This is a genomic window from Kitasatospora sp. NPDC058478 (assembly GCF_042720345.1).
Classification (GTDB): Bacteria; Actinomycetota; Actinomycetes; order Streptomycetales; family Streptomycetaceae; genus Kitasatospora.
Map to the genome: position 1 here is coordinate 1 of NZ_JBHXML010000087.1, position 23,658 is coordinate 23,658.

Sequence of the window (23,658 nt, forward strand, 5' to 3'; positions counted from 1 at the left end):
TGACTTTTGGCACGCTGTTGAGTTCTCAAGGAACGGACACTTCCTTCGGACCGCCTTCCAGCGGGCCCTCCGGGCGCTTCGTTCTTTCGTGTTTCAAGCTTATCAGATGTTTTCCGCTCCGTTTTCCGGAGTTTCATTTACCTGAGTGGCTTTCGCCTTTCGGCGCTCCCGAACTCTATCAGAGTTTCTCGGGCCGTTTTCCGCGGTCATTCTCGAATTCGCATTCGAGAAACTTCCTGCGGGGCCGTCCCGTGGGGCAACCCGGAGAACATTACGCACCGGGCTGCCCCACGTCAAACCAGCCGCCGGAGGCTCAGACCTCGACGACGACCGGCAGGATCATCGGCCGGCGGCGGTAGTTGTCCGCCACCCACTTGCCGACGGTCCGGCGGACCAGCTGCTGGACCTGGCGGGGATCCAGCACGCCGTCGCTCGCCGAGCGGTCCAGGGCCTCCTGGAGCTTGGCGGCGACCGGCACGAACGCGTTGTCGTCGATGCCGGAGCCGCGGGCCTGGAAGGTCGGGCCGCCCACGATCTTGCCGTTGGTCGAGTCGACCGCGACGAAGACCGAGATGAAGCCCTCCTCGCCGAGGATCCTGCGGTCCTTGAGCGAGGCCTCGGTGATGTCGCCGACCGAGGCGCCGTCCACGTAGACGTACCCGGCCTGCACCTTGCCGACGATCCGGGCGACGCCCTTCTCCAGGTCGACGCAGACGCCGTCCTCGGCGATGACCACGCGGTTGCGCGGAATGCCGGTGGCGATGCCCAGGTCGGCGGCGGCCCGCAGGTGGCGCCACTCGCCGTGGACCGGCATCAGGTTGCGCGGCTTGCAGATGTTGAAGAAGTACAGCAGCTCGCCGGCCGAGGCGTGGCCGGAGACGTGCACCTTGGCGTTGCCCTTGTGCACGACCTTGGCGCCCCAGCGGGTGAGGCCGTTGATCACCCGGTAGACGGCGTTCTCGTTGCCCGGGATGAGCGACGAGGCCAGGACGACGGTGTCGCCCTCGACGATGCGGATCTGGTGGTCGCGGTTGGCCATCCGGGACAGCGCCGCCATCGGCTCGCCCTGGGAGCCGGTGCAGATCAGCACGACGTCCTTGTCCGGCAGGTCGTCGAGCTGCTTGACGTCGACGACCATGTTGCCGGGGACCTTCAGGTAGCCGAGGTCGCGGGCGATGCCCATGTTGCGGACCATCGAGCGGCCGACGAAGGCGACCTTGCGCTTGTACTCGTGCGCGGCGTCCAGCACCTGCTGGATGCGGTGCACGTGGCTGGCGAAGGAGGCGACGATGATGCGCTTGTCGGCGTTCGCGAAGACGTTCCGCAGCGCGGCCGAGATGTCCCGCTCGGGCGGGATGAAGCCGGGGACCTCGGCGTTGGTGGAGTCCACCAGCAGCAGGTCCATGCCCTCTTCGGCCAGCTTGGCGAAGGTCGGCAGGTCGGTCAGGCGGCCGTCGAGCGGCAGCTGGTCCATCTTGAAGTCGCCGGTGGCCACGACCATGCCCGCGGGGGTGCGGACGGCGACCGCCAGGGCGTCCGGGATGGAGTGGTTGACCGCGATGAACTCGCAGTCGAAGGGGCCGATGCGCTCGCGCTCGCCCTCCTTGACCTCCAGCACGTACGGCCGGATGCGGTGCTCGGCGAGCTTGGCCTCGATCAGGGCGAGGGTCAGCTTGGAGCCGATCAGCGGGATGTCCGGGTTCTCCCGCAGGAGGAACGGGACAGCGCCGATGTGGTCCTCGTGCCCGTGGGTGAGGACGATGCCGTCGATCTTGTCGAGGCGGTCCCGGATGTAGGTGAAGTCCGGGAGGATCAGGTCCACGCCGGGCTGCTCGTCCTCGGGGAAGAGGACGCCGCAGTCGACGATCAGGATGCGGCCCCCGTATTCGAAGACCGTCATGTTGCGGCCGATCTCGCCGAGACCGCCGAGCGGGGTGATGCGGAGGGCGCCCTCCTTCAGGGCCGGGGGTGCGCCGAGTTCGGGGTGCGGGTGGCTCAAAAGACTCTCCTCACGACGCACGCCATATGCCCGGGGTCCTCCCCCTGAAGACATATGGCGTGCGTACTCAGTGTCGTTTTTCCTACTGGGTCGGTGCTCTCGCGCCGTCGGTCCGGTCCAGCGGCGGGCCCGTGAGGGTCCGGCGAGCCGGGGCGCGCACGTCTTCGTCTGTTACAGGTGTACCCCGCCGGCGGCGAGATCCTTCGTCAATCGTGCGATCTCCTCGGGAGTCGCGCCGACCAGCGGCAGCCGCAGCGGGCCGGCCGGCAGTCCCTGGAGCTCCAGCGCGGCCTTGGCGAGGATGACGCCCTGCGTGCGGAACATACCGCTGAACACCGGGAGCAGGCCCTGGTGGATCGCCGTGGCCTTGGCCACATCGCCGGCCAGGTACGCCTCGATCATCGCACGCAGTTCGCCGGCCACGACGTGTCCGACGACGCTGACCACTCCGGCGGCTCCGACCGACAGCAGCGGCAGGTTGAGGATGTCGTCGCCGGAGTACCAGGCGAGGTCGGAGCGGGCGATGGCCCAGGCGGCGGCGCCGAGGTCGCCCTTGGCGTCCTTGTTGGCGACGATCCGCGGGTGCTCGCCGAGACGGACCAGCGTCTCGTGGCTCAGCGCGACGCCGCTGCGGCCCGGGATGTCGTAGAGCATGACCGGCAGCCCGGTGGTGTCCGCGATGTGCACGGTGTGCCGGTACAGGCCCTCCTGCGGGGGCTTGCTGTAGTACGGCGTGACGACCAGCAGGCCGTGGGCTCCGGCGGCCTCCGCCTGTCGCGCCAGCTCGGCACTGTGGTGGGTGTCGTTGGTGCCGACGCCGGCCACCACGTGGGCGCGATCCCCGACCGCCTCCACCACGGCGCGGACGAGCTGGGCCTTCTCGGCGTCGCTGGTGGTCGGGGACTCACCGGTGGTGCCGTTGACGACGAGGCCGTCGTTGCCGGAGTCCACGAGGTGTGTGGCGAGGCGCTGGGCGCCGTCGAGGTCGAGTCCGCCGTCGGCGGTGAACGGGGTGACCATCGCGGTCAGGACCCGGCCGAACGGCGTCTGGGGGGTGGAGGTCGGAGCCATGCGTCCAAAGCTACTCGTAGGCGGTGGGGCGGTAACCACACCGGTCCAGTGTTCGGACAGGGGCATACCGTGCGAAGCGGCGGAAACAGGCGGTGACATGGGATTCCGGTGCTGCCCGCTCGGGGGTTCGGGCAGCACCGGAATCCGTGTTCATGAATGTAGGGAGCGGCTAGAAAAGCCGCAATCCAGACATGCGAGACACTCCGCCCATATGCCTATCGTCCCAGGTCAGGGAGCGACCCGGCCGTGCTTCTCGAAGGCCGCATGGGTGAGCGGCATGAGCCGCGCCCACTCCTGCTCCATCTGCTCGGCGACCATCTCGATCTCGCGCTGCGGGAAGGACGGCACCGCCGAGTGCTCCCGCTTGGTCCGCAGCGACAGGAAGTGCATCAGCGAACGGGAGTTGCAGGTCGCGTACATCGAGGAGAACAGGCCGACCGGCAGCACCGCGCGGGCCACCTCGCGGGCCACGCCGGCCGCCAGCATCTCCTGGTAGCGCGCGTAGGACTCGCGGTACGCGGCCTCCATCGCCTCGGTGGTGGTCCTGTGCTGCTCGGGGGTGCCGTCGACGAACTCGTAGCGGCCCGGGCGGCCCTGCTGGACGAGCTTGCGCTCCTCCGCCGGGACGTAGAAGACCGGCTGCAGCTCGCGGTAGCGGCCGGACTCCTCGTTGTAGGACCAGCCGCTGCGGTGCCGGTGGAACTCCCGGAACACGAAGATCGGCGCGCTGATGAAGAAGGTCATCGAGTTGTGCTCGAAGGGGGTGCCGTGCCGGTCCCGCATCAGGAAGTTGATCAGGCCCTTGGACTTCTCCGGGTCCTGCTGGACCGCCTCCAGGGACTGCTCCCCCGCGGTCGAGACGCGGGCCGCCCAGATGACGTCCGAGTCGGCGGCCGCGCTGCGGACCAGCTCGACCGTGACGTCGCTACGGAAGCTGGGGGCCGTCGGTTCGTCGCTCACGCGTTGCTCCTTGCGGGTTCGGTGCTGTGCAGCTTGATGGCGTGCTGCATGGTCTTGCGGGCGCGCGGGGTGTCGCCGGCGTCGGCGTACGCCACCGCGAGGCGGAACCAGACCCGCCAGTCGGCCGGCGCGGCCTCCGCCTCGGCCTGGCGGCGGGCGAACACCGCATCGGCCGAGGCCCGGTCGATCCGCCCGCCGGTGGTGCGCTGGAGCTCGTCCACCGGCAGGCCGCCCTCGGCCTCCAGCTCCCGGGCGAGCTGCTCGCTGGCCCGGCCGAACCGGACGGTCTGGCGCAGGAACCAGACGCCGATCACCGGGATGACGAAGGCGCACAGGCCGATGCCGATGCCGAGCGGCTTGCCGGTGGCGACCAGCTGGACACCCTCCCCGACACAGAGGAGGGCGACCAGCAGCAGCACGCCGGACAGGACGAAGAATCCGGTACGGGACGTCATGCCGGGCTCACAGGTCCAGGAAGTGTTCGAGGCCCAGGGTGAGCCCCGGCGTCTCCACGACCTTGCGCACACCGAGCAGGATGCCCGGCATGAAGCTGCTGTGGTGCAGCGAGTCGTGCCGGATGGTGAGCGTCTCACCGGTGTCGCCGAACATCACCTGCTGGTGGGCGAGCAGCCCGCGCAGCCGGACGGCGTGCACCGGCACCCCGTCCACGTCGGCGCCGCGCGCGCCGGGCAGGCTGTGGGTGGTCGGGTCCTGCTGCGGCGGGCGGCCGGCCTCGGCGCGGGCGGCCGCGATCAGCTGCGCGGTGCGGGTGGCGGTGCCGCTGGGGGCGTCGGCCTTGCGGTCGTGGTGCAGCTCGACCACCTCGACCGACTCGAAGTACTTCGCCGCGGTCTGGGCGAACTTCATGCCGAGCACCGCGCCGATGGAGAAGTTCGGCGCGATCAGCAGGCCCAGCTCGGGGGCCTGGTCGAGCCAGCCGCGGACGGTGGCCAGCCGCTCGTCCGTCCAGCCGGTGGTCCCGGTGACCACGTGGATGCCGTGGTGCAGGCAGTAGTCGAGGTTGCCCATCACCGAGTCCGGGTGGGTGAGTTCGACGGCGACCTGGACGCCGGCCTCGGTCAGCTCCGCCGGCTCGGACCCGCGGCCCAGGGTGGCCACCAGTTCGAGGTCCGGCGCGGCCTCGACGGCCTTGACCGCCTCGGAGCCGATCCGGCCGTTGGCACCGATCACGGCGACACGCAGCGTCATAGCGAAATGTCCTCTCACACCAGCAGATCGGCGAGCTTGGCGGCCCGCTTGTCGTTGACCGGTCCGATCAGCGCCAGCGACGGCCGGTACGCGCCCAGCACATCACGGGCCACCGCGTGGACGTCGTCCAGGGTCACGGCCGCGATCCGCGCCAGCATCTCGTCCACCGACAGGTGGTGTCCGTAGCTCAGCTCGGCCTTGCCGATCCGGTTCATCAGCGAGCCGGTGTCCTCCATGCCCAGCACGGTGGAGCCGGAGATCTGGCCGATCGCGCGCCGCAGCTCCTCCTCGGTGATGCCCTCGGCGACCACCTTGGCCAGCTCCGCGCGGCAGATCCGCAGCACCTCCTCGACCCGCTTGGGCTGGCAGCCCGCGTAGATGCCGAACAGGCCGCTGTCCGCGTAGGACGAGGAGTACGAGTACACCGAGTACGCCAGGCCGCGCTTCTCCCGGACCTCCTGGAACAGCCGGGAGCTCATCCCGCCGCCGAGGGCCGCGTTGAGCACGCCCATCGCCCAGCGGCGCTCGTCGTGCCGCGGCACCCCGGGCACGCCCAGCACCAGGTGGGCCTGCTCGGTGGAGCGGTTGAGCACCTCGACCCGGCCGGCCGTGCGCAGCGCCTTGACACCGCGGCGGGCCTCGGCGGGGGCCGCGTCGGAGCGGGCCAGCACCGCCGCGAAGGCCTGCTCGACCTGCTTGACCACCGTGTGGTGGTCGAGGTTGCCGGCGGCCGAGACGAGCAGGTTCTCGGGCCGGTAGCGGCGGCGGTAGAAGCCGGCGATCTGCTCCCGGGTGAGCACCTTGATGGTCTCCTGGGTGCCCAGGATGGGGCGGCCGAGCGGGCCGCTGCCGAAGATCACCTTGGCGAACAGGTCGTGCACCACGTCGCCCGGGTCGTCCTCGGCCATCGCCATCTCCTCGAGGATGACGCCGCGCTCGGCGTCGACGTCCTCGGAGCGGATCAGCGAGCCGGTGACCATGTCGCAGACCACGTCGATGGCCAGCGGCAGGTCGGTGTCCAGGACCCGGGCGTAGTAGCAGGTGTTCTCCTTCGCGGTGAAGGCGTTCATCTCACCGCCGACCGCGTCCAGGGCAGCCGAGATGTCCAGCGCGCTGCGCCGCGCGGTGCCCTTGAAGAGCAGGTGCTCCAGGTAGTGGGTGGCGCCGTTGAGCTGCGGGGTCTCGTCCCGCGAGCCGACGCCGACCCAGATGCCGAAGGTGGCGGAGCGCACCGTCGGCAGGGTCTCGGTGACGACCCGAAGGCCGCCGGGGAGGACGGTGCGGCGCACCGTGCCGGCGCCGTCCGCGCCCTTGAGCAGGGTCCGGGTGGAGCCGGGGCGCTGCTTCGCCGCCGGGGCCTGAGCCACGGGGGGTACCTCCAGAGGAAACACGCGTGGGAACGCTTGGACGAACGCGGGGGCAACAGGGTGCGGCCCGCACGCCGGGAGGCGTACGGGCCGCAAGGATCAGCTAGCGGCGCTTCACTCGGAAGCGGTCTCGCCGGCTTCCTCGCCCTCGACGACGGGGATGAGGGAGAGCTTGCCGCGCGGGTCGATCTCGGCGATCTCGACCTGCACCTTGGCGCCGACACCGAGGACGTCCTCGACGTTCTCGACGCGCTTGCCGCCGGCCAGCTTGCGGATCTGCGAGATGTGCAGCAGGCCGTCCTTGCCCGGCATGAGCGAGACGAACGCGCCGAACGTCGTGGTCTTCACCACGGTGCCCAGGTAGCGCTCGCCGACCTCCGGCATGGTCGGGTTGGCGATCTGGTTGATCGTGGTGCGGGCGGCCTCGGCGGCCGGTCCGTCGGCGGCACCGATGTAGATGGTGCCGTCGTCCTCGATCGTGATCTCGGCGCCGGTGTCCTCCTGGATCTGGTTGATCATCTTGCCCTTGGGGCCGATGACCTCACCGATCTTGTCCACCGGGATCTTGATGGTGATGATCCGCGGGGCGTTCGGGGACATCTCGTCCGGCGTGTCGATGGCCTCGTTCATCACGTCGAGGATGTGCAGACGCGCGTCCTTGGCCTGCTTCAGCGCGGCGGCCAGCACCGACGCCGGGATGCCGTTGAGCTTGGTGTCCAGCTGCAGGGCGGTGATGAAGTTGCGGGTACCGGCGACCTTGAAGTCCATGTCGCCGTACGCGTCCTCGGCACCGAGGATGTCGGTCAGCGCGACGTAGTGGGTCTCACCGTCGATCTCCTGGGAGATCAGGCCCATGGCGATACCGGCGACGGCGGCCTTCAGCGGCACACCGGCGTTCAGCAGCGACATGGTGGAGGCGCAGACCGAGCCCATCGAGGTGGAGCCGTTGGAGCTCAGCGCCTCGGAGACCTGGCGGATGGCGTACGGGAAGTCCTCACGCGAGGGCAGCACGGGGATGATCGCCCGCTCCGCCAGCGCGCCGTGGCCGATCTCGCGGCGCTTGGGCGCACCCACGCGGCCGGTCTCGCCGACCGAGTACGGCGGGAAGTTGTAGTTGTGCATGTAGCGGCGACGCGTCTCCGGGGAGAGCGTGTCCAGCTGCTGCTCCATGCGCAGCATGTTGAGGGTGGTGACGCCCAGGATCTGGGTCTCGCCACGCTCGAACAGGGCCGAGCCGTGCACGCGCGGGATGGCCTCGACCTCGGCGGCCAGCGTGCGGATGTCGGTGACACCGCGGCCGTCGATGCGGACCTTGTCCTTGATGACGCGCTCGCGGACGACCTTCTTGGTCAGCGCGTTGTAGGCGGCGCTGATCTCCTTCTCGCGACCCTCGAACTCGGGGAGCAGCTTCTCGGCGGCCAGCGCCTTGACGCGGTCCAGCTCGTTGTTGCGCTCCTGCTTGCCCGGGATGGTGAGGGCCTGGGCGAGCTCGTCCTTGACGGCGGCGGTCAGCGCGGCGAGGACGTCGTCCTGGTAGTCCAGGAAGACCGGGAACACGCCGGTCGGCTTGGCGGCCTGGGCGGCGAGCTGCGACTGGGCGGCGCACAGCACCTTGATGAACGGCTTGGCGGCGTCCAGACCGGCGGCGACGACGTCCTCGGTCGGCGCCTCGGCGCCGCCCTCGACCAGCTTGATGGTCTTGTCGGTGGCCTCGGCCTCGACCATCATGATCGCGACGTCGCCGTCCGGCAGGACGCGACCGGCGACGACCATGTCGAAGACGGCCGACTCCAGCTCGCTGTGGGTCGGGAAGGCCACCCACTGGCCGTTGATCAGCGCGACGCGGACGCCGCCGATCGGGCCGGAGAACGGCAGGCCCGCCAGCTGGGTGGACGCGGAGGCGGCGTTGATGGCCACCACGTCGTACAGGTGGTCGGGGTTGAGCGCCATGACGGTGCAGACGACCTGGACCTCGTTGCGCAGGCCCTTGACGAAGGACGGGCGCAGCGGGCGGTCGATCAGGCGGCAGGTGAGGATCGCGTCCTCGGAGGGCCGGCCCTCACGACGGAAGAACGAGCCGGGGATGCGGCCCGCGGCGTACATGCGCTCCTCGACGTCCACGGTCAGCGGGAAGAAGTCGAAGTGCTCCTTCGGCTGCTTGGACGCGCTGGTGGCCGACAGCACCATGGTGTCGTCGTCCAGGTAGGCCACGGCGGAGCCGGCGGCCTGACGGGCCAGACGGCCGGTCTCGAAGCGGATGGTACGGGTGCCGAAGGAACCGTTGTCGATCACGGCCTCGGCGTAGAACACGTTCTCTTCCACCTGGAAGATCTCCTCTTTCGTACGTCTCCGGGAGAGCGTCCCCGCGCTGCCTGCCGGCTGGCCCTGGCCCTCCTGGCAAGGAGGACGGCAGTCGGGCCGGTCTTCGATCGAAGCCTCCGGGGTGCTCCGCTCGGTCTGCGGGGCTTCCGGGGGCCACTACCGAGGACCGGCGCCTCACGGCTGCCGGGCCGGGACGGGCGGTCCGCGTCTGGACGCTCTCTCGGATGCGGGCGGCTTCCGTTTGAAGCCTTCGGCCCGCGGGGGGTTCGGGTTCGTCTGCCCGGGTGGCGCGCTGGTGCGCCATCACCGGGCATGCCCACAACCCTACGGTGCAATCCTCGGCCACCTGGGGAGGTACGCGCGAGTTGTTATGTCCGGGCGCCGCGGCTCGGGGTGTCCGCGGCATACGCGCGAGGGGCGGCTCCCCGGTGTGGGGAGCCGCCCCGAGCGGCGGTCTTAGCGGGCGCCACCGGCGGCACCGCGGCGGATGCCCAGGCGGTCGACGAGCGTACGGAAGCGCTCGATGTCCTTCTTGGCCAGGTACTGCAGCAGGCGGCGGCGCTGGCCGACCAGGATCAGCAGGCCACGACGCGAGTGGTGGTCGTGCTTGTGGGTCTTGAGGTGCTCGGTCAGGTCCGCGATGCGACGGGAGAGCATGGCCACCTGGACCTCGGGGGAACCGGTGTCGCCCTCCTTCTGGCCGAACTCGGCGAAGATCTGCTTCTTGACGTCAGAGGCGAGAGCCACTGCAACTCCTTCAGGGTGTACCGAGCGGTCCTGGTCGACAACACAGGACTGATGAGGACTCGGTGTCGTGACGGAGCGCGGCCGGCGGTCTGCGACCCACCGGAGGCGGACACACGGCTGCGCTCGAAGGCCAAGGGTACCAGTGCCGCCCACCCGGCCGGTCGGCGGGCCGGACGGGCCGAACGGGGCAGGCGGCGCGGGCCGGGCCGGTCAGCTGGTGGCGCCGCGGACCAGCCGGTAGACGTCCAGGACGGCGAGTGCCAGCGGGACGAGGGAGATCAGGGTCAGGCTGTCGACCAGGTCCAGGATGCGCCCCCAGAACGGGGAGACGCCGAGCCGGGGCACCACCAGCGCGATCGCGGCGAGCAGCGCCGCGCCGAACGCGATGGAGGCCGCCAGCCAGACGGTGCGCAGGTCGACCTCGGTGGAGCTGGCGGCGCGCAGGATGAACTGCGGGGTGTGCAGGGACAGGCCGATGATCAGCAGGGCCAGGCCGAGCAGCCCGGCGATGGTGAGGCTGAAGACCTGCGCGGTGTAGCGGAACAGCCGGGCGCGCAGCATCGTGGCCAGGCCCAGGGCGAGCGCGAGCAGCTCGGGGAACGTCCGGTCGGTGAAGCCGAGGACGGCGCAGGAGCCGACCACGACCGCGGCGCAGCCGCCGACCAGGCCGACCAGGACCTCGTGGCCGCGGCGGGCCTGGTGGGCGATCCGCTCGTACTGGACGGCCTCGGCGCGCTCGGCCTCCTCGTCGTGGTCGCGGCTGCGGGTGCGGGTCTGGCCCGGGGCGCTGAAGCCGACGGGCAGCCGGGCGAAGCGGGCGGAGAGGCCGGGCAGGAAGCCGACGGCCGCGACGGCGGTGATGCCGGTGACGGCGGCGATGTGCCCGGCGGGGGTGTCCGGCAGCAGGACGGCGGCGAAGGTGGCGAGCGCCCCGGCGGCCGCGACCAGGGCGGCGGCGACGAACACCGCGTCCTTCTCGGGGAGCAGTCCGACCAGCAGCACGGCGACCACCAGGGCAGCGACGCAGCCGGCCAGGAACTGGAGCCGGCCGGGGCCGTCCCACGGGTGGGCGACGGCGAGGACGCCGCTGCCGCCGATCATGGCGTGCGGCAGGGCGCCGAGGCCGAGCGCGAGCGCGGCGTGGGCGTCCTGGTAGACCCGGGCGCGGACGCCGGCCAGCGCGGTGAGGACGACGGCGGTGACGCCGGCCAGGACGCCGGGCAGGCCGTGCATGTCGTGGCGCAGGTCGGCGAACCAGAGCGCGAAGCCGAGCAGGACGAGCAGCAGTGCGGCGCCGATCAGGCCGAAGGCCCGCATGAGTTCGGCGCTCCAGAGCCGGCGGTCGGTCTCGACGGCGCTGGCGATCGCGTCGGCGACGTCGTCGTAGACGGCCGGCGGGAGGGACTCGGCGAAGGGGCGCAGCGCGAGCAGGTCGCCGTCGCGGACCTGCTGGGCGGCGAGCGGCAGGCCGCTGTCGAGGACGGTGCCGTCGCGGCGCACCAGGTGGAAGCCGGTGGGCGCGCCGTCGGGTCGGCTCTGGTTTGCCAGGCGCAGCACCTCGGGGTAGACGTCCGCGAGCGGGACGTCCTCGGGCAGGGCGACGTCGATCCGGCGGTCCGGGGCGACGACGGTGACCCGGCAGTAGCCGGTCGCGGCGGCGTTGCTCATCGCCGCACCTCGGTCCTTCGACGCACTGGGCGCTCCCCCTTGTTGACGGTGCCGCGGCACGGCGGCGCTCGGTGTGGCAGTGGAACCGGCCCGACCGGGCCGCGAGTTGGCGCGGCGTTACCCTACCCGCTCGGTTCGTGCCCGGCCCCGGTGCGGGCCGGGCCCCCGGCGGGGGGTGCGGACGCGGGCCTGGCGGGCGGTGCGGGGGCGACCGTTAGGATCGGCCCCTGCGCGCGGTACGGGGGGCGGCGCCGTGTGGCGCGTCCTCGCCCTGGTGAATCCCGTACGAGCCGTACGAGCCGTACGAGTCCAGTTGCGTGAGGGCTGATGCCGAAGTGATCGATCGACGCCGCGGGGTGGATGACACATGGGTGTGATCACGGTCAAGCGCCCGGGCAGGGCCTATCCGCCGGCGGTGCCGGACGAGCCGGTGGAGCTGGTGACCCCGCCCGAACTGCCCCGGCAGGGCGGCGAGGACTGGCTGATGAGCATCCTTCCGATGCTCGGCATGGGCGGCTCGGCGGTGTTCTTCTTCGCGCCGGGCGCGGCGGCCCCGATGAAGATCATGGGCGGCCTGATGGTCGCCTCGACGGTCGGCATGGTGCTGGCGCAGATCATGCGGGCCCGCAGGGGCGGTTCGACCGCGATGGCGGACGAGCGGCGCGACTACCTCAAGTACCTGCAGCAGATGCGCCGCCAGGTGCGCCGCACGGCGGAGCGCCAGCGCGGCGCGCTGCTGTTCCTGAACCCGGCGCCGGACCAGCTGTGGTCGATCGTGGCGGACGGCCGGCGGCTGTGGGAGCGCCGCACCGGGGACGGCGACTTCGCGCAGATCCGGGTCGGCCTGGGCCCGGTGCAGCTGTCGACGCCGCTGGTGGCACCGCAGACCGCGCCGATGGACGAGCTGGAGCCGCTGTCGGCGGCCGCGATGCACTCCTTCCTGAAGGCCCACGGCACCTTGCAGGACCTGCCGCTGGCGGTGTCGCTGCGCGCCTTCTACCACGTCACGGTGTGCGGGGACGCGGACTCGGTGTACGGCAACGTGCGCGCGATGATCGCCCAGCTGACCACCCTGCACTCGCCGGACGACCTGCTGGTCGCGGTGGCCGCGGCGCCGGGCGCGGCGGAGGAGTGGGAGTGGACCAAGTGGCTCCCGCACAACCAGCACCGCAAGGAGGCCGACGGCGCGGGCTCGCGCCGGCTGATCGCCACCGACCTGGGCGAGCTGGAGTTCCTGTTGCAGGACGAGCTGGCCGGCCGCCAGCGGTTCGTGCGGGACGCGGCGCCCGCGCCGGACCAGCCGCACCTGGTGGTGGTGATGGACGGCGCCGGGGTGCCGCCGAACTCGCTGCTGGCGAGCCCCGAGGGCGTGCAGGGGGTGACCGTCATCGAGGTGGTGCCGGGCGACCTGGACGAGCCGAGCGGGCACCTGATGGTGACGGTGAGCCCGCAGGAGCTGGTGCTGCGCTCGGCCTCCGGGGCGACGTACACCGGCACGCCGGACCTGCTCTCGGTGTGGCAGTGCGAGGCGCTGGCACGGCAGTTGGCGCCGTACCGGCTCTCGGCCGGCGGGGACGACGAGCCGCTGCTGTCGAACCTGGACTTCACCGACCTGATGAACTCGGGCGACCCGGGCTCCTTCGACGTGACGCGCAGCTGGCGTCCGCGCGCCCAGCACGAGCGGATGCGGGTGCCGATCGGGGTCGGCGCGAACGGCGAGCACGTCTACCTGGACATCAAGGAGGCCGCGCTGGAGGGCATGGGCCCGCACGGCCTGTGCGTGGGCGCGACCGGCTCCGGCAAGTCGGAGCTGCTGCGCACCCTGGTGCTGGCGCTGGCGATGACGCACTCCTCGGAGATCCTGAACTTCGTCCTCGCCGACTTCAAGGGCGGCGCGACCTTCTCCGGCATGGCGGACATGCCGCACACCTCCGCGGTGATCACCAACCTGGAGGGCGAACTCACCCTGGTCGACCGCATGCGCGACGCGATCGAGGGTGAACTGCACCGCCGCCAGGAGCTGCTGCGCTCGGCGGGCAACTACGCCAACATCCACGAGTACGAGCGGGCCCGGGCGGCCGGCGCGGCGCTGGACCCGCTGCCCTCGCTGGTGCTGATCATCGACGAGTTCTCCGAACTGCTCACCGCCAAGCCGGACTTCATCGAGATGTTCATCCAGATCGGCCGGATCGGCCGGTCGCTGGGGGTGCACCTGCTGCTGGCCTCGCAGCGTCTGGAGGAGGGCAAGCTGCGCGGCCTGGACACCTATCTCTCCTACCGGATCGGTCTGCGCACCTTCTCGGCGGCCGAGTCGCGGGCGGCGATCGGGGTGCCGGACGCCTACCACCTGCCGCCGGTGCCGGGCGTCGGGTACCTCAAGTTCGGCGAGGACGTGATGGACCGGTTCAAGGCCGCGTACGTCTCGGGGCCCTACCGGGCGCCGGGGCAGCAGCGGTCGACCGGCGGGCGGCGGGTGAACGCCCGCCCGGTGCTGTTCACCGCGGCCCGGGTGGAGCCGCCGGAGCCGGCGGTGGAGGAGGAGGCGCCGCTCGCCCCGGAGCAGGACGACGCGCTGGTCGACACCGTGCTGGACGTGTTCGTGCAGCGGATGACGGGCCAGGGCCCGGCCGCGCACCAGGTGTGGCTGCCGCCGCTGGAGGAGGCGCCGAGCATGGACCACCTGCTGCCGCCGCTCCAGGTGGTGCCGGAGCGCGGGCTGACCGCGCCCGGCTTCCCGGCGGGCCGGCTGCGGGTGCCGATCGGCATCGTGGACAAGCCGCGCGAGCAGAAGACCGACGTCCTGGAGGTCGACTACGCGGGGGCGGCCGGCCACGGCCTGGTCGTGGGCGGCCCGCGCTCGGGCAAGTCGACGGTGGTGCGCACCACGGTGGCCTCGTTCGCGCTCACCCACACCCCGCGGGAGGTGCAGTTCTACCTGCTGGACTTCGGCGCGGGCAGCTTCCAGTCGCTGGCCGGGCTGCCGCACGTCGGCGGGGTGGCCGGGCGCCTGGACGTCGACAAGGTGCGCCGGATGGTCTCCGAGGTGCACGGGGTGCTGAACCGGCGCGAGGAGCTGTTCCGGGCCGCCGGGATCGACACCATCGGCACCTACCGGGCCCGCCGGGCGGCCGGGCAGCTGCCGGACGAGGCGTTCGGCGACGTGTTCCTGGTGATCGACGGCTGGAACACCTTCAAGCAGGAGTTCGAGGTGCTGGAGGCGGTGATCGGCGACATCGCCCAGCGCGGCCTCGGCTACGGCGTCCACCTGGTCATCACCGCGGCCCGGTACGCCGAGGTGCGCCCGGCACTGAAGGACCTGCTGCAGAACCGGACCGAGCTGAAGCTCGGCGACCCGATGGAGTCCGAGGTGGACCGCCGGGTGGCGCAGAACGTCCCGTCGTTGGCCGGGCGCGGCATCACCCCGGAGCGGCTGCACTTCCTGTCCGCCCTGCCGCGGCTGGACGGCTCCTGCGCGGTGGACGACCTCCAGCACGGGGTGGCCGGCCTGGTCGCCGCCGTCGACGGGGCCTGGAGCGGCCCGCGCGCACCGCAGGTGCGGATGCTGCCGGCCGTCCTGGACGGGAACTCGCTGCCGAAGGGCTTCGAGCGCCCGGAGCGCGGGATCGCCTTCGGCGTGGACGAGGCCGAGCTGGCACCGGCCTTCGTGAACTTCGAGACCGACCCGCTGTTCATCGTCTTCGGCGACACCGAGTCGGGGAAGTCGGCGCTGCTGCGGATGCTGATCAAGCAGATCACCGAGCGGTACACCCCGGACCAGGCGGGCATCGTGGTCGGCGACTACCGGCGCGCGCTGCTGGGCACCGTGCCGCCGGAGTACCTGGTGGAGTACGCGGCCGCGCAGCCGGCCATGGCGGCCATCGTGGACATGCTGCGCGGGGCCTGCGCGCGCCGCCTGCCCGGCCCGGACGTCACCGCCGAGCAGCTGCGCAACCGCAGCTGGTACAGCGGCAAGGACATGTTCGTGGTCGTGGACGACTACGAGCTGGTCGCGACGGGCTCGGGCAACCCGCTGGCGCCGCTGGCGGAGTTCCTGCCGTTCGCCCGGGACATCGGCCTGCGGGTGATCGTGGCCCGCAGCGCGGGCGGCGCCGGCCGCTCGCTGTACGAGCCGGTGCTGCAGCGGATGCGCGAGCTGGGCGGGCAGGGCGTGATCCTCTCCGGCAACCGGGACGAGGGCGCGCTGCTGGGGACGGTCAAGCCGATGCCGCTGCCGCCGGGGCGCGGGGTGTACGTGTCGCGCCGGGCGACCGGTGGGCAGATGGTCCAGACGGGCTGGCTGCCGCTGGTGTGAAGGCGCCGGCGCACCGCGCTGGCGGCTACGGACAGTGATCGAGGGGTCGGGCTCGCGGGAGCCCGGCCCCTTCCGCGTCCCAGGTGTCGAAACGTTACCTAGATCTTTCCGGGGCGGGGCTGCGGTTCCCGCACCCCGTCCGGGGGTTGCGGCCGCACAAAGGGGCGCCTGGGCGTATCGCCGTCCGACTCCACGGACACCTTTGAAAGGCGGCTTGCAACACTCTGTTCACCTTGGATTCAGTTGCAATGTGGCAGAGGTAACAAGTCGGACAAAGCTCGCAATGACCGTACGTGATCATCGGATCGCATGTCCATACCCTTCCGCGCAACGGATTCCGAAGCATTTCGGCCATTGACGCAATCAATACGCCCAGGTTCCATTGCGACCCAGGAGCGACCCCACCAGAACCCGAGCAGACAGCCAGCGGAGGCGATACCGCTCCCACCCACAGGACCGAACAGAGCCGATCGGAAGCCACATGACCGACACGCTTCGCCCGCCACGCGCCGCGACCCCCGCGACGGCCGACACCGCCGCCGCGCCCCAGCAACTCAAGCGCTCGATCGGCGTGGTGGGCGGCACCCTGCTCACACTGTCCTGCGTCACCCCGGCCTCCACGCTCTTCGTGATCGTCCCGGAGCTGTTCTCCAGCATCGGCAGCGCCACCGCCCTGGCCATCGCCATCGGCACCGTGCTGTGCGTCGCCGTCGCGTTCTGTTACTCCGAGCTCGGCACCCTGATCCCCAGCGCCGGCGGCGAGTACGCGATGGTCGGCACCCTCGCCGGACGGCTGGCCGGCTGGCTGGTCTTCGTGCTCTCGCTGATCGTGGTGATGATCGTCCCCTCGGTCATCGCCCTCGGCACCGCCGACTACCTCGCCCCCGTGCTGCACCTCGACAAGGCCATGACCGGCGCCGCCGTGATGCTCGCCGCCACCCTGGCCGGCCTGCTCGACCTGCGCGCCAACGCCTGGATCACCGGCGTCTTCCTGGTCCTGGAGGTCATCGCGGCCGGCGTCGTCTCGGTCCTCGGGTTCTCCCACGCCAACGCCGACGCCCCCAGCCTGCTGCACGGCGTGGTCACCGGGGACGGCGGCGCCACCACCACGGTGAGCATCGGCGCCATCGTCGGCGCGCTCGGCATCGCCCTGTTCATCACCCAGGGCTTCTCCACCGCCGTCTACCTCTCCGAGGAGCTGGAGAACCCCCGCCGCAACGTCTCGCGCACCGTGCTGTGGACGCTCGGCATCTCCTCCGCCGTCATCCTGGTCCCGGTCGTCGCCATCACCATGGGCGCCCCCGACCTGCAGACCCTGAGCTCCGGCGACATCTCCGGCATGGTCACCGCCTGGAGCAACTCCGCGGTCGGCACCTTCATCAGCCTCTGCGTCGCGCTGGCGATCATCAACGCCGGCATCGTCATGGTCATCCAGAACTCCCGGGTCCTGTTCGCCTCCGCCCGCGACAAGGCCTGGCCCGAGCCGGTCAACAAGGCCTTCGGCACCCTCGGCCGGTTCGGCTCCCCGTGGGTCGCCACCCTGGCCGTCGGCCTGCCCGGCGCCGCGCTCTGCTTCGTCAAGGGCGCGCTGCTCAGCAACATCACCGGCGTCGCCGTCACCGGGATGTACCTGCTGGTCGCGATCGCCGCGCTGCTCTCCCGCCGCGCCCACCACAAGCACGCCGCCGCCTGGCGGATGCCGCTGTGGCCGGCCGTCCCGGTGGTGCTGATCGCCGTCCTCGTCTACGTGATGACCCAGCTGGACACCGAACCCCTGCTGTGGACCGGCGGCATCACCGCCGCCGCCACCCTCTACTGGCTGTTCTACCTGCGCCCCCGCCAGGACACCCGCTGGGTGATCAGCCTCCCCGAGGACCAGCAGCCCTGACCCCCACCCCTCCCCCACACGGCAGTGCCCCGGGCTCCCCCTCGCCCGGGGCACTGCCACGTCCGGACCGCTACTTCCTCAGCTTCCACACCGGCGCGGTGGCGATCGCCTTCAGCTGGTCGGTGCTCAGCGCCGGGGTGCTGCGGGTCGCCGGGGTCTGCTGGGTGCCGCTGTTGAACGCGCTGATCACCACCCGCAGGCCGTCCGCGTGCAGGGTGTCGACGGTCCACATGCCCGGGTTGGAACCCCGCTTGCCGACCACCACCCTGGTGCCGTCCGGCTGCGCCTGGGCACTGCCGAACAGCTCCTCCTTGGTCTTGTCGTCACGGGACCAGTCCTGCACGTTGATCTCCACCAGGGACTTGCCCTTGCCGTCGTCGACCACGAAGTTCGCGTAGCCCGGCTGGCCCCCGGTCTCCGTCTCGGTCAGCCCTGCCGGCAGCAGCTTGGCGACGATCGCCAGGATCTCGTCCTCGCCGTACTCCTTGCCGCTGTCCCGCGGCTTGACCGGCACCGGGTCCGGGATCGAGGCGATGACCCGGTCCCAGGACTTGTCCGTGACGATCGCCTTGAGCTGCTCGGGGGTCAGCGGGGGCTTCGGGCGGCTGTCCGGCGAGCCCTTCTCCGCCGGGGAGTTCCACTCGGACAGCTCGACCTGGCGGCCGTCCTTGCCGATCAGCTTGGCGTTCCACCACTTGGTGGTGGCCCGCTTGTCCGGGTACTCGTAGCCCTGGAGGACGGTCAGCGTGCCGCCGTCCGGCAGGGTGGTGACACTGCAGGCGTCGTACTGGACGAGCTTCTTGTCCGGGCAGTCGTTCTCCACCCGGTTCGGGTCGCCGTCCGCCAGGCGGCCGAGCGAGATGCCCATCGCGGACTTGCCCTTGCCGTCGTCGAAGACCAGCGAGGCGGTCGCGGCGATGCCGCCGCCGTACGGCCGGCCCGGCTCGGCCCCCGTGCCGGTGCCGGTGCCGCCGGTGGTCTCGCCCTTGGGGAGCAGGGCCTGGAACATCGCCAGCACCTCGTCGCCGGAGACCGCCGGCGGCGCCGAGGCGGAGGCGGACGCCGAGGAGGCCGGGGCCGCCGAGCCGCTGCCGCCGGCGGTGCTCGGGGCGGCCGCGGGCACCGTACTCGGGCGCGGCGAGGAGCCGGTGAGGTACACCGCACCTGTGCCCACCAGGGCCAGCGCGGCCGCGCCGCCCACCACCGCGGCGGTCGAGCGGCGGCGCCAGCGGCGGCGGCCGCGCCGGTACCCGCCCGCGAGCAGGTCGGACGGCTCGGTACGGAAGCCCTCGCCCGTACGGGTGAGGGCGTAGAGAAGATCGTCCTCGAACTTGTCCGGTTCGGACATGGGTGGTCACCGTCTCCTTGCATCACGAAATTGCGTCACGGGGAGCGTCACGGGGTGCGTCACGGACTACGAGCAGTGGTCAGCGGGCGGCGAGCTCGGCCAGCGAGTCGCCGAGCAGGGTGCGCAGCCGGGCCAGCGCCCGGGTGGTACGGGTGCGGACCGCCCCCGGGGAGGAGCGCAGCATCTCGGCGGTCTCCGCGACGCTGCGGTCCTCCCAGTAGCGCAGCACCAGGACGGCGCGGTCCTTGGGCGGCATCCGGCCGAGGGCGTCGAGCAGGGTCATCCGCAGCGCGCCGTCCGCCTCCCGCGCCTCCGACTCGGGCACGGCCGCGATGGGGCGCTCGGTGCTGGAGCGGCGGCGCTGCTGGGCGAGGAAGGTGCGCACCATCACCGTGTGGGTGTAGGCGGCCGGGTTGTCGATCCGGTCCCGGCCGCCGGTCCAGGCGCTGCGCCGCCAGAGCACGTACATCCGGCTGAGGGCCTCCTGGACGAGGTCCTCGGCGTAGTGGGTGTCGCCGCTGGTCAGCAGGCAGGCCGAGCGGTACAGGTGGCCGGTTCGGCCGGACACCAGTTCCAGGAACTCGGCGTCCTCGGCCTCCCGGCCCGCCCCGATCCACCCCATGCCTGCCACCCCCCGTGTCCGCGCTCCCTGACACTTCTTGGATGCGGCGAGCGACCCACGACGTTACAGCCGTTGCGGAGGATTCTCCTACGCACTCCCCGGGCACCGGGCAGGTGCTGCGTACCCGGATCAGTCCGCGGACCTGCGGCGCAGGTCGCGCAGGACGACGCCGCCGCCGATGAGCAGCGCGACCAGCAGCGCCCCGATGCCGAGGACGTACGTCGCGGTGCGGCCGTCGCGGTCGGCCTGGGTCTCGCCGAGGCCGACCGGCCGGGGCACGATCGGGGCGGCGGCCAGTTGGACGGGGGCGTCCGGGGTGGCGGTGAACGGCGCGCTCTCGGGGGCCTTGGTGACGGCCCTGACCGGGTCGACCACGCCCCAGCCGATGAACTGGTTCGGATCGCGCTGGGTGCGCTGGGCGGTCTGCTCGATCCAGGCCCGCACCTGGGCCGGCTTCCAGTTCGGGTGGGCGCCGACCAGCAGCGCGACGAGCCCGGACACGTACGGGGCGGAGAAGCTGGTGCCGTTGTCGACGCACTGGCCGCCCCTGGGGACGGTGGAGAGCATGTCGACGCCGGGTGCGGCGACCTTCACGAAGGAGCCGTACTGGGAGAACGGGGCGCGCTCGTTGTTGCGGTCGGAGGCGCCGACGGCGAGCACGGTCGGGAACGCGCCGGGGTAGGTGTCGCCCTCCTTGCCGTCGTTGCCGGTGGAGGCGACCACCACGACGCCGCTGTCCTCGGCGGCCTGGACGGCGGCCTTCAGCTCCTGGTACCCGCCGAAGCCGGCGGCGCCGGCGCCGCGGACGTCCTGGGAGATGTTGATGACCTTGGCCTTGGCCCTGACCGCCTCGTTGACGGCCTGGACCAGGGTGGAGACGTCGCCGTTGCCGTCGCTGTCGTTCTGGCGGATCGACAGGACGGCGGCGTCGGGGGCGAGCCCGACGAAGCCCGTCCGGTCGTAGCGGCGGGCGGCGATGATGCCGGCCACCTTGGTGCCGTGGCCGACCGGGTCCTCCTTGGAGCTGCCCGGGACCTTCTCCTTGGTCTCCCGGTTGACCACCAGGTTGGAGCCCTCCAGGACCTTGCCGGCCAGCTGCGGGTTCTGGTCGTCCACGCCGGTGTCGATGACCGCGACGGTCACCCCCGCGCCGGTGGTCCGACCGCCCTGCCACAGCTCGTCCAGCAGCAGGCGCTGCAGCGACCACGGCACGGTCGGCACGTCGGGCGCGTTCTTCGGGCAGTCGCCCGCGGCGGCCAGCCCGGGTCCGCTGTCCGCGCGCGCCGGGGCGGCGAGCGGGCCACCCAGCACGGCGAGCGCGGCCAGTGCCGCGGCCGCCTTCCGGTACCCGCGTCCGGACACCCTGCCACCCCTCATGTCGTCCACCCGTGCCGCGCGCCGAAGGGCGGGTGCCCGGAGTCCGAGCACCCGCCCCCTCACGTTCCCGCTGGGGAACGCGTGGTCAGTTGTTCCCCCACAGCTTGGCGTTGTTGTTCTCGGTCGTCTTGTAGCTCTGCGCGGCGCTGTCCAGCGAGGAGGCGATCTGCGTGCAGACCTTCTGCAGGTCGGCGGCGCGCGCGTCCCACTGGGTCTGGTGGGCCTGGTAGCCCTGCTGGGCCGCGCCCTGCCAGCTGGACGCGATGCGGTTGACGTCGCCCTTGAGGTCGTTCAGCAGGTGGTCGATGCGACCGGCCGAGGCGCGCACTTCCTCGGCCGCGTGGTGGACGGTCTCGAAGTTGACGAGGATGTGGTCGGACACGATGTCTCCCTTGACGAGGATGCGGAGCACCCCGCGCTCAGCCGCGGGCGCCCCACCGAGCGGAAGGTCGGAACAGAACGGTGATCAGCGCGGTGCGGCTGATCAGCCCTGGGCGTTGGAGAACAGCGCCTTCTGCTCTTCTTCGGTGCTCGCGTAGTGCTTGGTGGTCAGCTCGATCGCGTGCTGGATCGCGGTCAGCGACTCCTTCAGCTTCGCGATGTCGGTGTTGACCTGGTCCTGCAAGGCCTTGTAGGCGCTCGCCGCCTGGCCCTGCCAGCCGCCGGTGATGCCATCGACCGTGCTGATGAGCTTCTGCCGCTCAGCCTCGATCTTCCCGATCGCGTCCTCGATCCGCTTGGCGAAAGCCAGCATCTCCTGAGCGGTCATCGTGAACTGACCCTGAGCCATGCTCCACCATCCCCCATGAGACAGACATTGCGTGTACGGAGGGCAGCGCGGCCCGACCGTCCCATCACCCTAGTGATGTCCAGGAGCACTGTAGTCGGCACACGCAGCTCGCCCAACACCGAACTCGACGCAGTTACCAGACCATGACACGTAGGCCAAGTCCGTTGCCTGGCTTGGCCGATCAGGCGTTCTGCGGCTGGGCGGCGCTCTTCGCCGTCAGCGGCGGGCCGGCCGGGACGAGGTCCGACCACTCGTGCGGCACCGGGAGCGGCTGGAGCTCCTTGTAGCCCAACCGGGCCTGGTTGGCGCCCGATTCGTCCTGCGGCGGCTGCTGGTCCGGCGCGGTGGCGCCCGGCTGCGGGGTGGGCGTCCTCGGGGCACCGCCCTGGCCGGGCTGCCCGCCCTGGCCCGGCTGCGGGGTGGGCGGAGTGGTGGCGCCGCGGCCGCCGTCGCCGTTGGCCGGCACCGAGTAGCGCAGACCGGTCTCGGTGATCAGGAAGTCGGTGCCGGAGCCGCCCGCCGCGTTGTCCAGCGCGCGGTAGAAGAGGCCGTGCCCGGGCGTCACGTACGCGGCGCCCGCGCCGTTGTTGTACGGCGCCGGGTAGGACGTCGCGGCCCAGACGCTGCGCCGGGGCGTGCGGCCGTCCTCGGCGACGCCGTCGAAGGTGCTGCACACGACCAGGCGCGCGTCCTGCCGGTCCTGCCAGTTGTTGGCCGGCGCACCGGACTTCAGCGGCCAGTCGTCCCCGGTGCTCGGCAGCCGGACGTCGTTGCCCAGCTTGGCGTGGTCGGCCGGGGTCATCTCGTCGCTGCGCGGCCGCTTGTCGCCGTCGTACTTGTAGAGGTCCTGGTAGTCCGGGTTCTGCCGGATCAGCTCCGCCTGGAACGGCGTCACCAGGTAGAGCCGGTCCTTGCCGACCACGTAGTGGCGGTCCTGGTAGTGCACCAGCCGGCCGATCCGGCGGTCGGCCTGGTTGCCCAGCTCCACCGAGGAGTTGGGGTTCGGGCTGTCCGCCACCCCGTCGACCTTCGGGAAGGTGATCGGGCTGCCGGTCACCAGGGTGTCCAGCCACTCGCGCTTGACGCGCTGCGGCACCGCGTTGGGCCCGAAGACCGCGGTGATCAGCGACTTGCGCTCCTTGTCGTCCGCCTGCGGCGAGCCGATGCCGTGCTTGCGGCCCTGCGCGTCGACCAGGAACACCTTCGCGTCGCCCGGCCTGGCCGCGGGCTGGCCCGGCGCCGGCTGCACGGAGACCTGCTGCTCGTCCGCCTGCTGCACCAGCAGCAGCTGGTCCTGGCCGAGCATCCGGTCCTTGGCCGCCAGCGCCGCCGCGTCCGGGCCGGCCGCCACGAACACCGCCTGGTTGACGGTCTCCTGCTTGTCGTCCGAGCCCGGGCGGTCGCAGACCGACCACTTCATCGGCTTGTCCGCGTTGTCCCTCGTCGGCAGCTTGTCCGGCGCGTACGGGATGCCGATCGTCGGGCCGTGGTTGGGGTAGCTGTCGAGCACCCCGTCGTCGACCACCACCACCTTGGCCTCGGCCGGCAGCACCAGCCGCGCCGAGGACATGTTGAGCACCTGGTGCAGCCGCCTGGTCCGGCCGTCCGGGTCGGTCAGCACCACGTACCGGGTGGTCGACTTCTTGCCCTGGACGACGTTCTTGCCGTCGTCCCAGTGCAGCGGCGCGCTCGGCTTGAACACCCCCCACAACCCGAACCCGGCGACGATCACCGCCCCGGCCAGCACGCTCGGCAGCACCGCCTTCACCGGGCGCGGCGCGTCCTCGTCGCTGCCGCCGCCACCGGGCAGCAGGAACGCCCCCACCGTGCGCTTGCGGGCGAAGGTGTACGCGTTCAGCTCGTCCCGGCGCGATGCCATCCTCGTCGTCCCCCTCGTCAGACATTGTCGGACCGCCCTGCACCGCCCCCCGCACCCGCCGGGCGGGAACCCGCACGAACCCTCTACGATGCGGCAGCA

The 23,658-nt window shown here is 71.6% G+C and carries 17 protein-coding genes; 2 read left to right on the forward strand and 15 right to left on the reverse strand.

Annotated elements, in window-relative coordinates:
• Positions 1-313: 313 nt before the first annotated feature.
• From ACFWPT_RS35455 to eccD, 9 genes are all read right to left on the reverse strand, one after another.
• The gene (locus tag ACFWPT_RS35455) at positions 314-1,999 is read right to left on the reverse strand and encodes a ribonuclease J (protein ID WP_380378420.1); all 1,686 of its coding nucleotides are present in this window, start codon (positions 1,997-1,999) and stop codon (positions 314-316) included.
• Positions 2,000-2,170: 171 nt separating this feature from the next.
• Positions 2,171-3,070: a 4-hydroxy-tetrahydrodipicolinate synthase gene (gene dapA / locus ACFWPT_RS35460; RefSeq protein ID WP_063347602.1), complete on the reverse strand. Its 900-nt coding sequence runs from the start codon at positions 3,068-3,070 to the stop codon at positions 2,171-2,173.
• Between the two features lie 228 nt (positions 3,071-3,298).
• Complete coding sequence (gene thyX / locus ACFWPT_RS35465) at positions 3,299-4,030, reverse strand: FAD-dependent thymidylate synthase (protein WP_063347603.1); 732 nt, start codon at positions 4,028-4,030, stop codon at positions 3,299-3,301.
• Entirely contained in the window at positions 4,027-4,485 is a 459-nt protein-coding gene (locus tag ACFWPT_RS35470) for a tetratricopeptide repeat protein (protein WP_063347604.1), read from the reverse strand. Before ACFWPT_RS35470 ends, thyX begins: the two co-directional genes overlap by 4 nt.
• 7 nt (positions 4,486-4,492) lie before the next feature.
• Positions 4,493-5,239, reverse strand: coding sequence for a 4-hydroxy-tetrahydrodipicolinate reductase (gene dapB / locus ACFWPT_RS35475; protein ID WP_380378417.1), 747 nt, complete (start codon positions 5,237-5,239; stop codon positions 4,493-4,495).
• 14 nt (positions 5,240-5,253) lie between these two features.
• Positions 5,254-6,606, reverse strand: coding sequence for a M16 family metallopeptidase (locus ACFWPT_RS35480; protein WP_380486907.1), 1,353 nt, complete (start codon positions 6,604-6,606; stop codon positions 5,254-5,256).
• A gap of 114 nt (positions 6,607-6,720) precedes the next feature.
• Positions 6,721-8,928: a polyribonucleotide nucleotidyltransferase gene (locus ACFWPT_RS35485; RefSeq protein WP_063347606.1), complete on the reverse strand. Its 2,208-nt coding sequence runs from the start codon at positions 8,926-8,928 to the stop codon at positions 6,721-6,723.
• A gap of 456 nt (positions 8,929-9,384) precedes the next feature.
• On the reverse strand, positions 9,385-9,675 hold the full coding sequence (gene rpsO, locus ACFWPT_RS35490; RefSeq protein WP_063347607.1) for a 30S ribosomal protein S15: 291 nt from the start codon (positions 9,673-9,675) through the stop codon (positions 9,385-9,387).
• Between the two features lie 210 nt (positions 9,676-9,885).
• The gene (eccD, locus tag ACFWPT_RS35495) at positions 9,886-11,343 is read right to left on the reverse strand and encodes a type VII secretion integral membrane protein EccD (protein ID WP_380378414.1); all 1,458 of its coding nucleotides are present in this window, start codon (positions 11,341-11,343) and stop codon (positions 9,886-9,888) included.
• A 367-nt stretch (positions 11,344-11,710) separates the two neighbouring features.
• Between eccD and eccCa the strand changes: the two genes are divergently transcribed.
• Positions 11,711-15,655 carry a type VII secretion protein EccCa gene (eccCa, locus tag ACFWPT_RS35500; RefSeq protein WP_380486909.1) on the forward strand — a complete coding sequence of 1,315 codons (3,945 nt, stop codon included), beginning with the start codon at positions 11,711-11,713 and terminating at the stop codon, positions 15,653-15,655.
• A gap of 481 nt (positions 15,656-16,136) precedes the next feature.
• The gene (locus ACFWPT_RS35505) at positions 16,137-17,543 is read left to right on the forward strand and encodes an APC family permease (protein ID WP_063347610.1); all 1,407 of its coding nucleotides are present in this window, start codon (positions 16,137-16,139) and stop codon (positions 17,541-17,543) included.
• A 70-nt stretch (positions 17,544-17,613) separates the two neighbouring features.
• On the opposite strand, the gene ACFWPT_RS35510 is transcribed toward ACFWPT_RS35505, so the two are convergent.
• From ACFWPT_RS35510 to ACFWPT_RS35535, 6 genes are all read right to left on the reverse strand, one after another.
• Entirely contained in the window at positions 17,614-18,891 is a 1,278-nt protein-coding gene (locus tag ACFWPT_RS35510) for a hypothetical protein (protein ID WP_380486911.1), read from the reverse strand.
• A 79-nt stretch (positions 18,892-18,970) separates the two neighbouring features.
• Complete coding sequence (locus tag ACFWPT_RS35515) at positions 18,971-19,513, reverse strand: SigE family RNA polymerase sigma factor (RefSeq protein WP_363376701.1); 543 nt, start codon at positions 19,511-19,513, stop codon at positions 18,971-18,973.
• Positions 19,514-19,642: 129 nt separating this feature from the next.
• Positions 19,643-20,875, reverse strand: a complete 1,233-nt coding sequence (gene mycP, locus ACFWPT_RS35520; protein ID WP_380378408.1) for a type VII secretion-associated serine protease mycosin — start codon at positions 20,873-20,875, stop codon at positions 19,643-19,645.
• A 100-nt stretch (positions 20,876-20,975) separates the two neighbouring features.
• Complete coding sequence (locus ACFWPT_RS35525) at positions 20,976-21,272, reverse strand: WXG100 family type VII secretion target (RefSeq protein ID WP_063351107.1); 297 nt, start codon at positions 21,270-21,272, stop codon at positions 20,976-20,978.
• Positions 21,273-21,374: 102 nt separating this feature from the next.
• Positions 21,375-21,680, reverse strand: a complete 306-nt coding sequence (locus tag ACFWPT_RS35530) for a WXG100 family type VII secretion target (RefSeq protein WP_063347614.1) — start codon at positions 21,678-21,680, stop codon at positions 21,375-21,377.
• 181 nt (positions 21,681-21,861) lie between these two features.
• The gene (locus tag ACFWPT_RS35535) at positions 21,862-23,559 is read right to left on the reverse strand and encodes a type VII secretion protein EccB (RefSeq protein ID WP_380486913.1); all 1,698 of its coding nucleotides are present in this window, start codon (positions 23,557-23,559) and stop codon (positions 21,862-21,864) included.
• Positions 23,560-23,658: the final 99 nt, after the last annotated feature.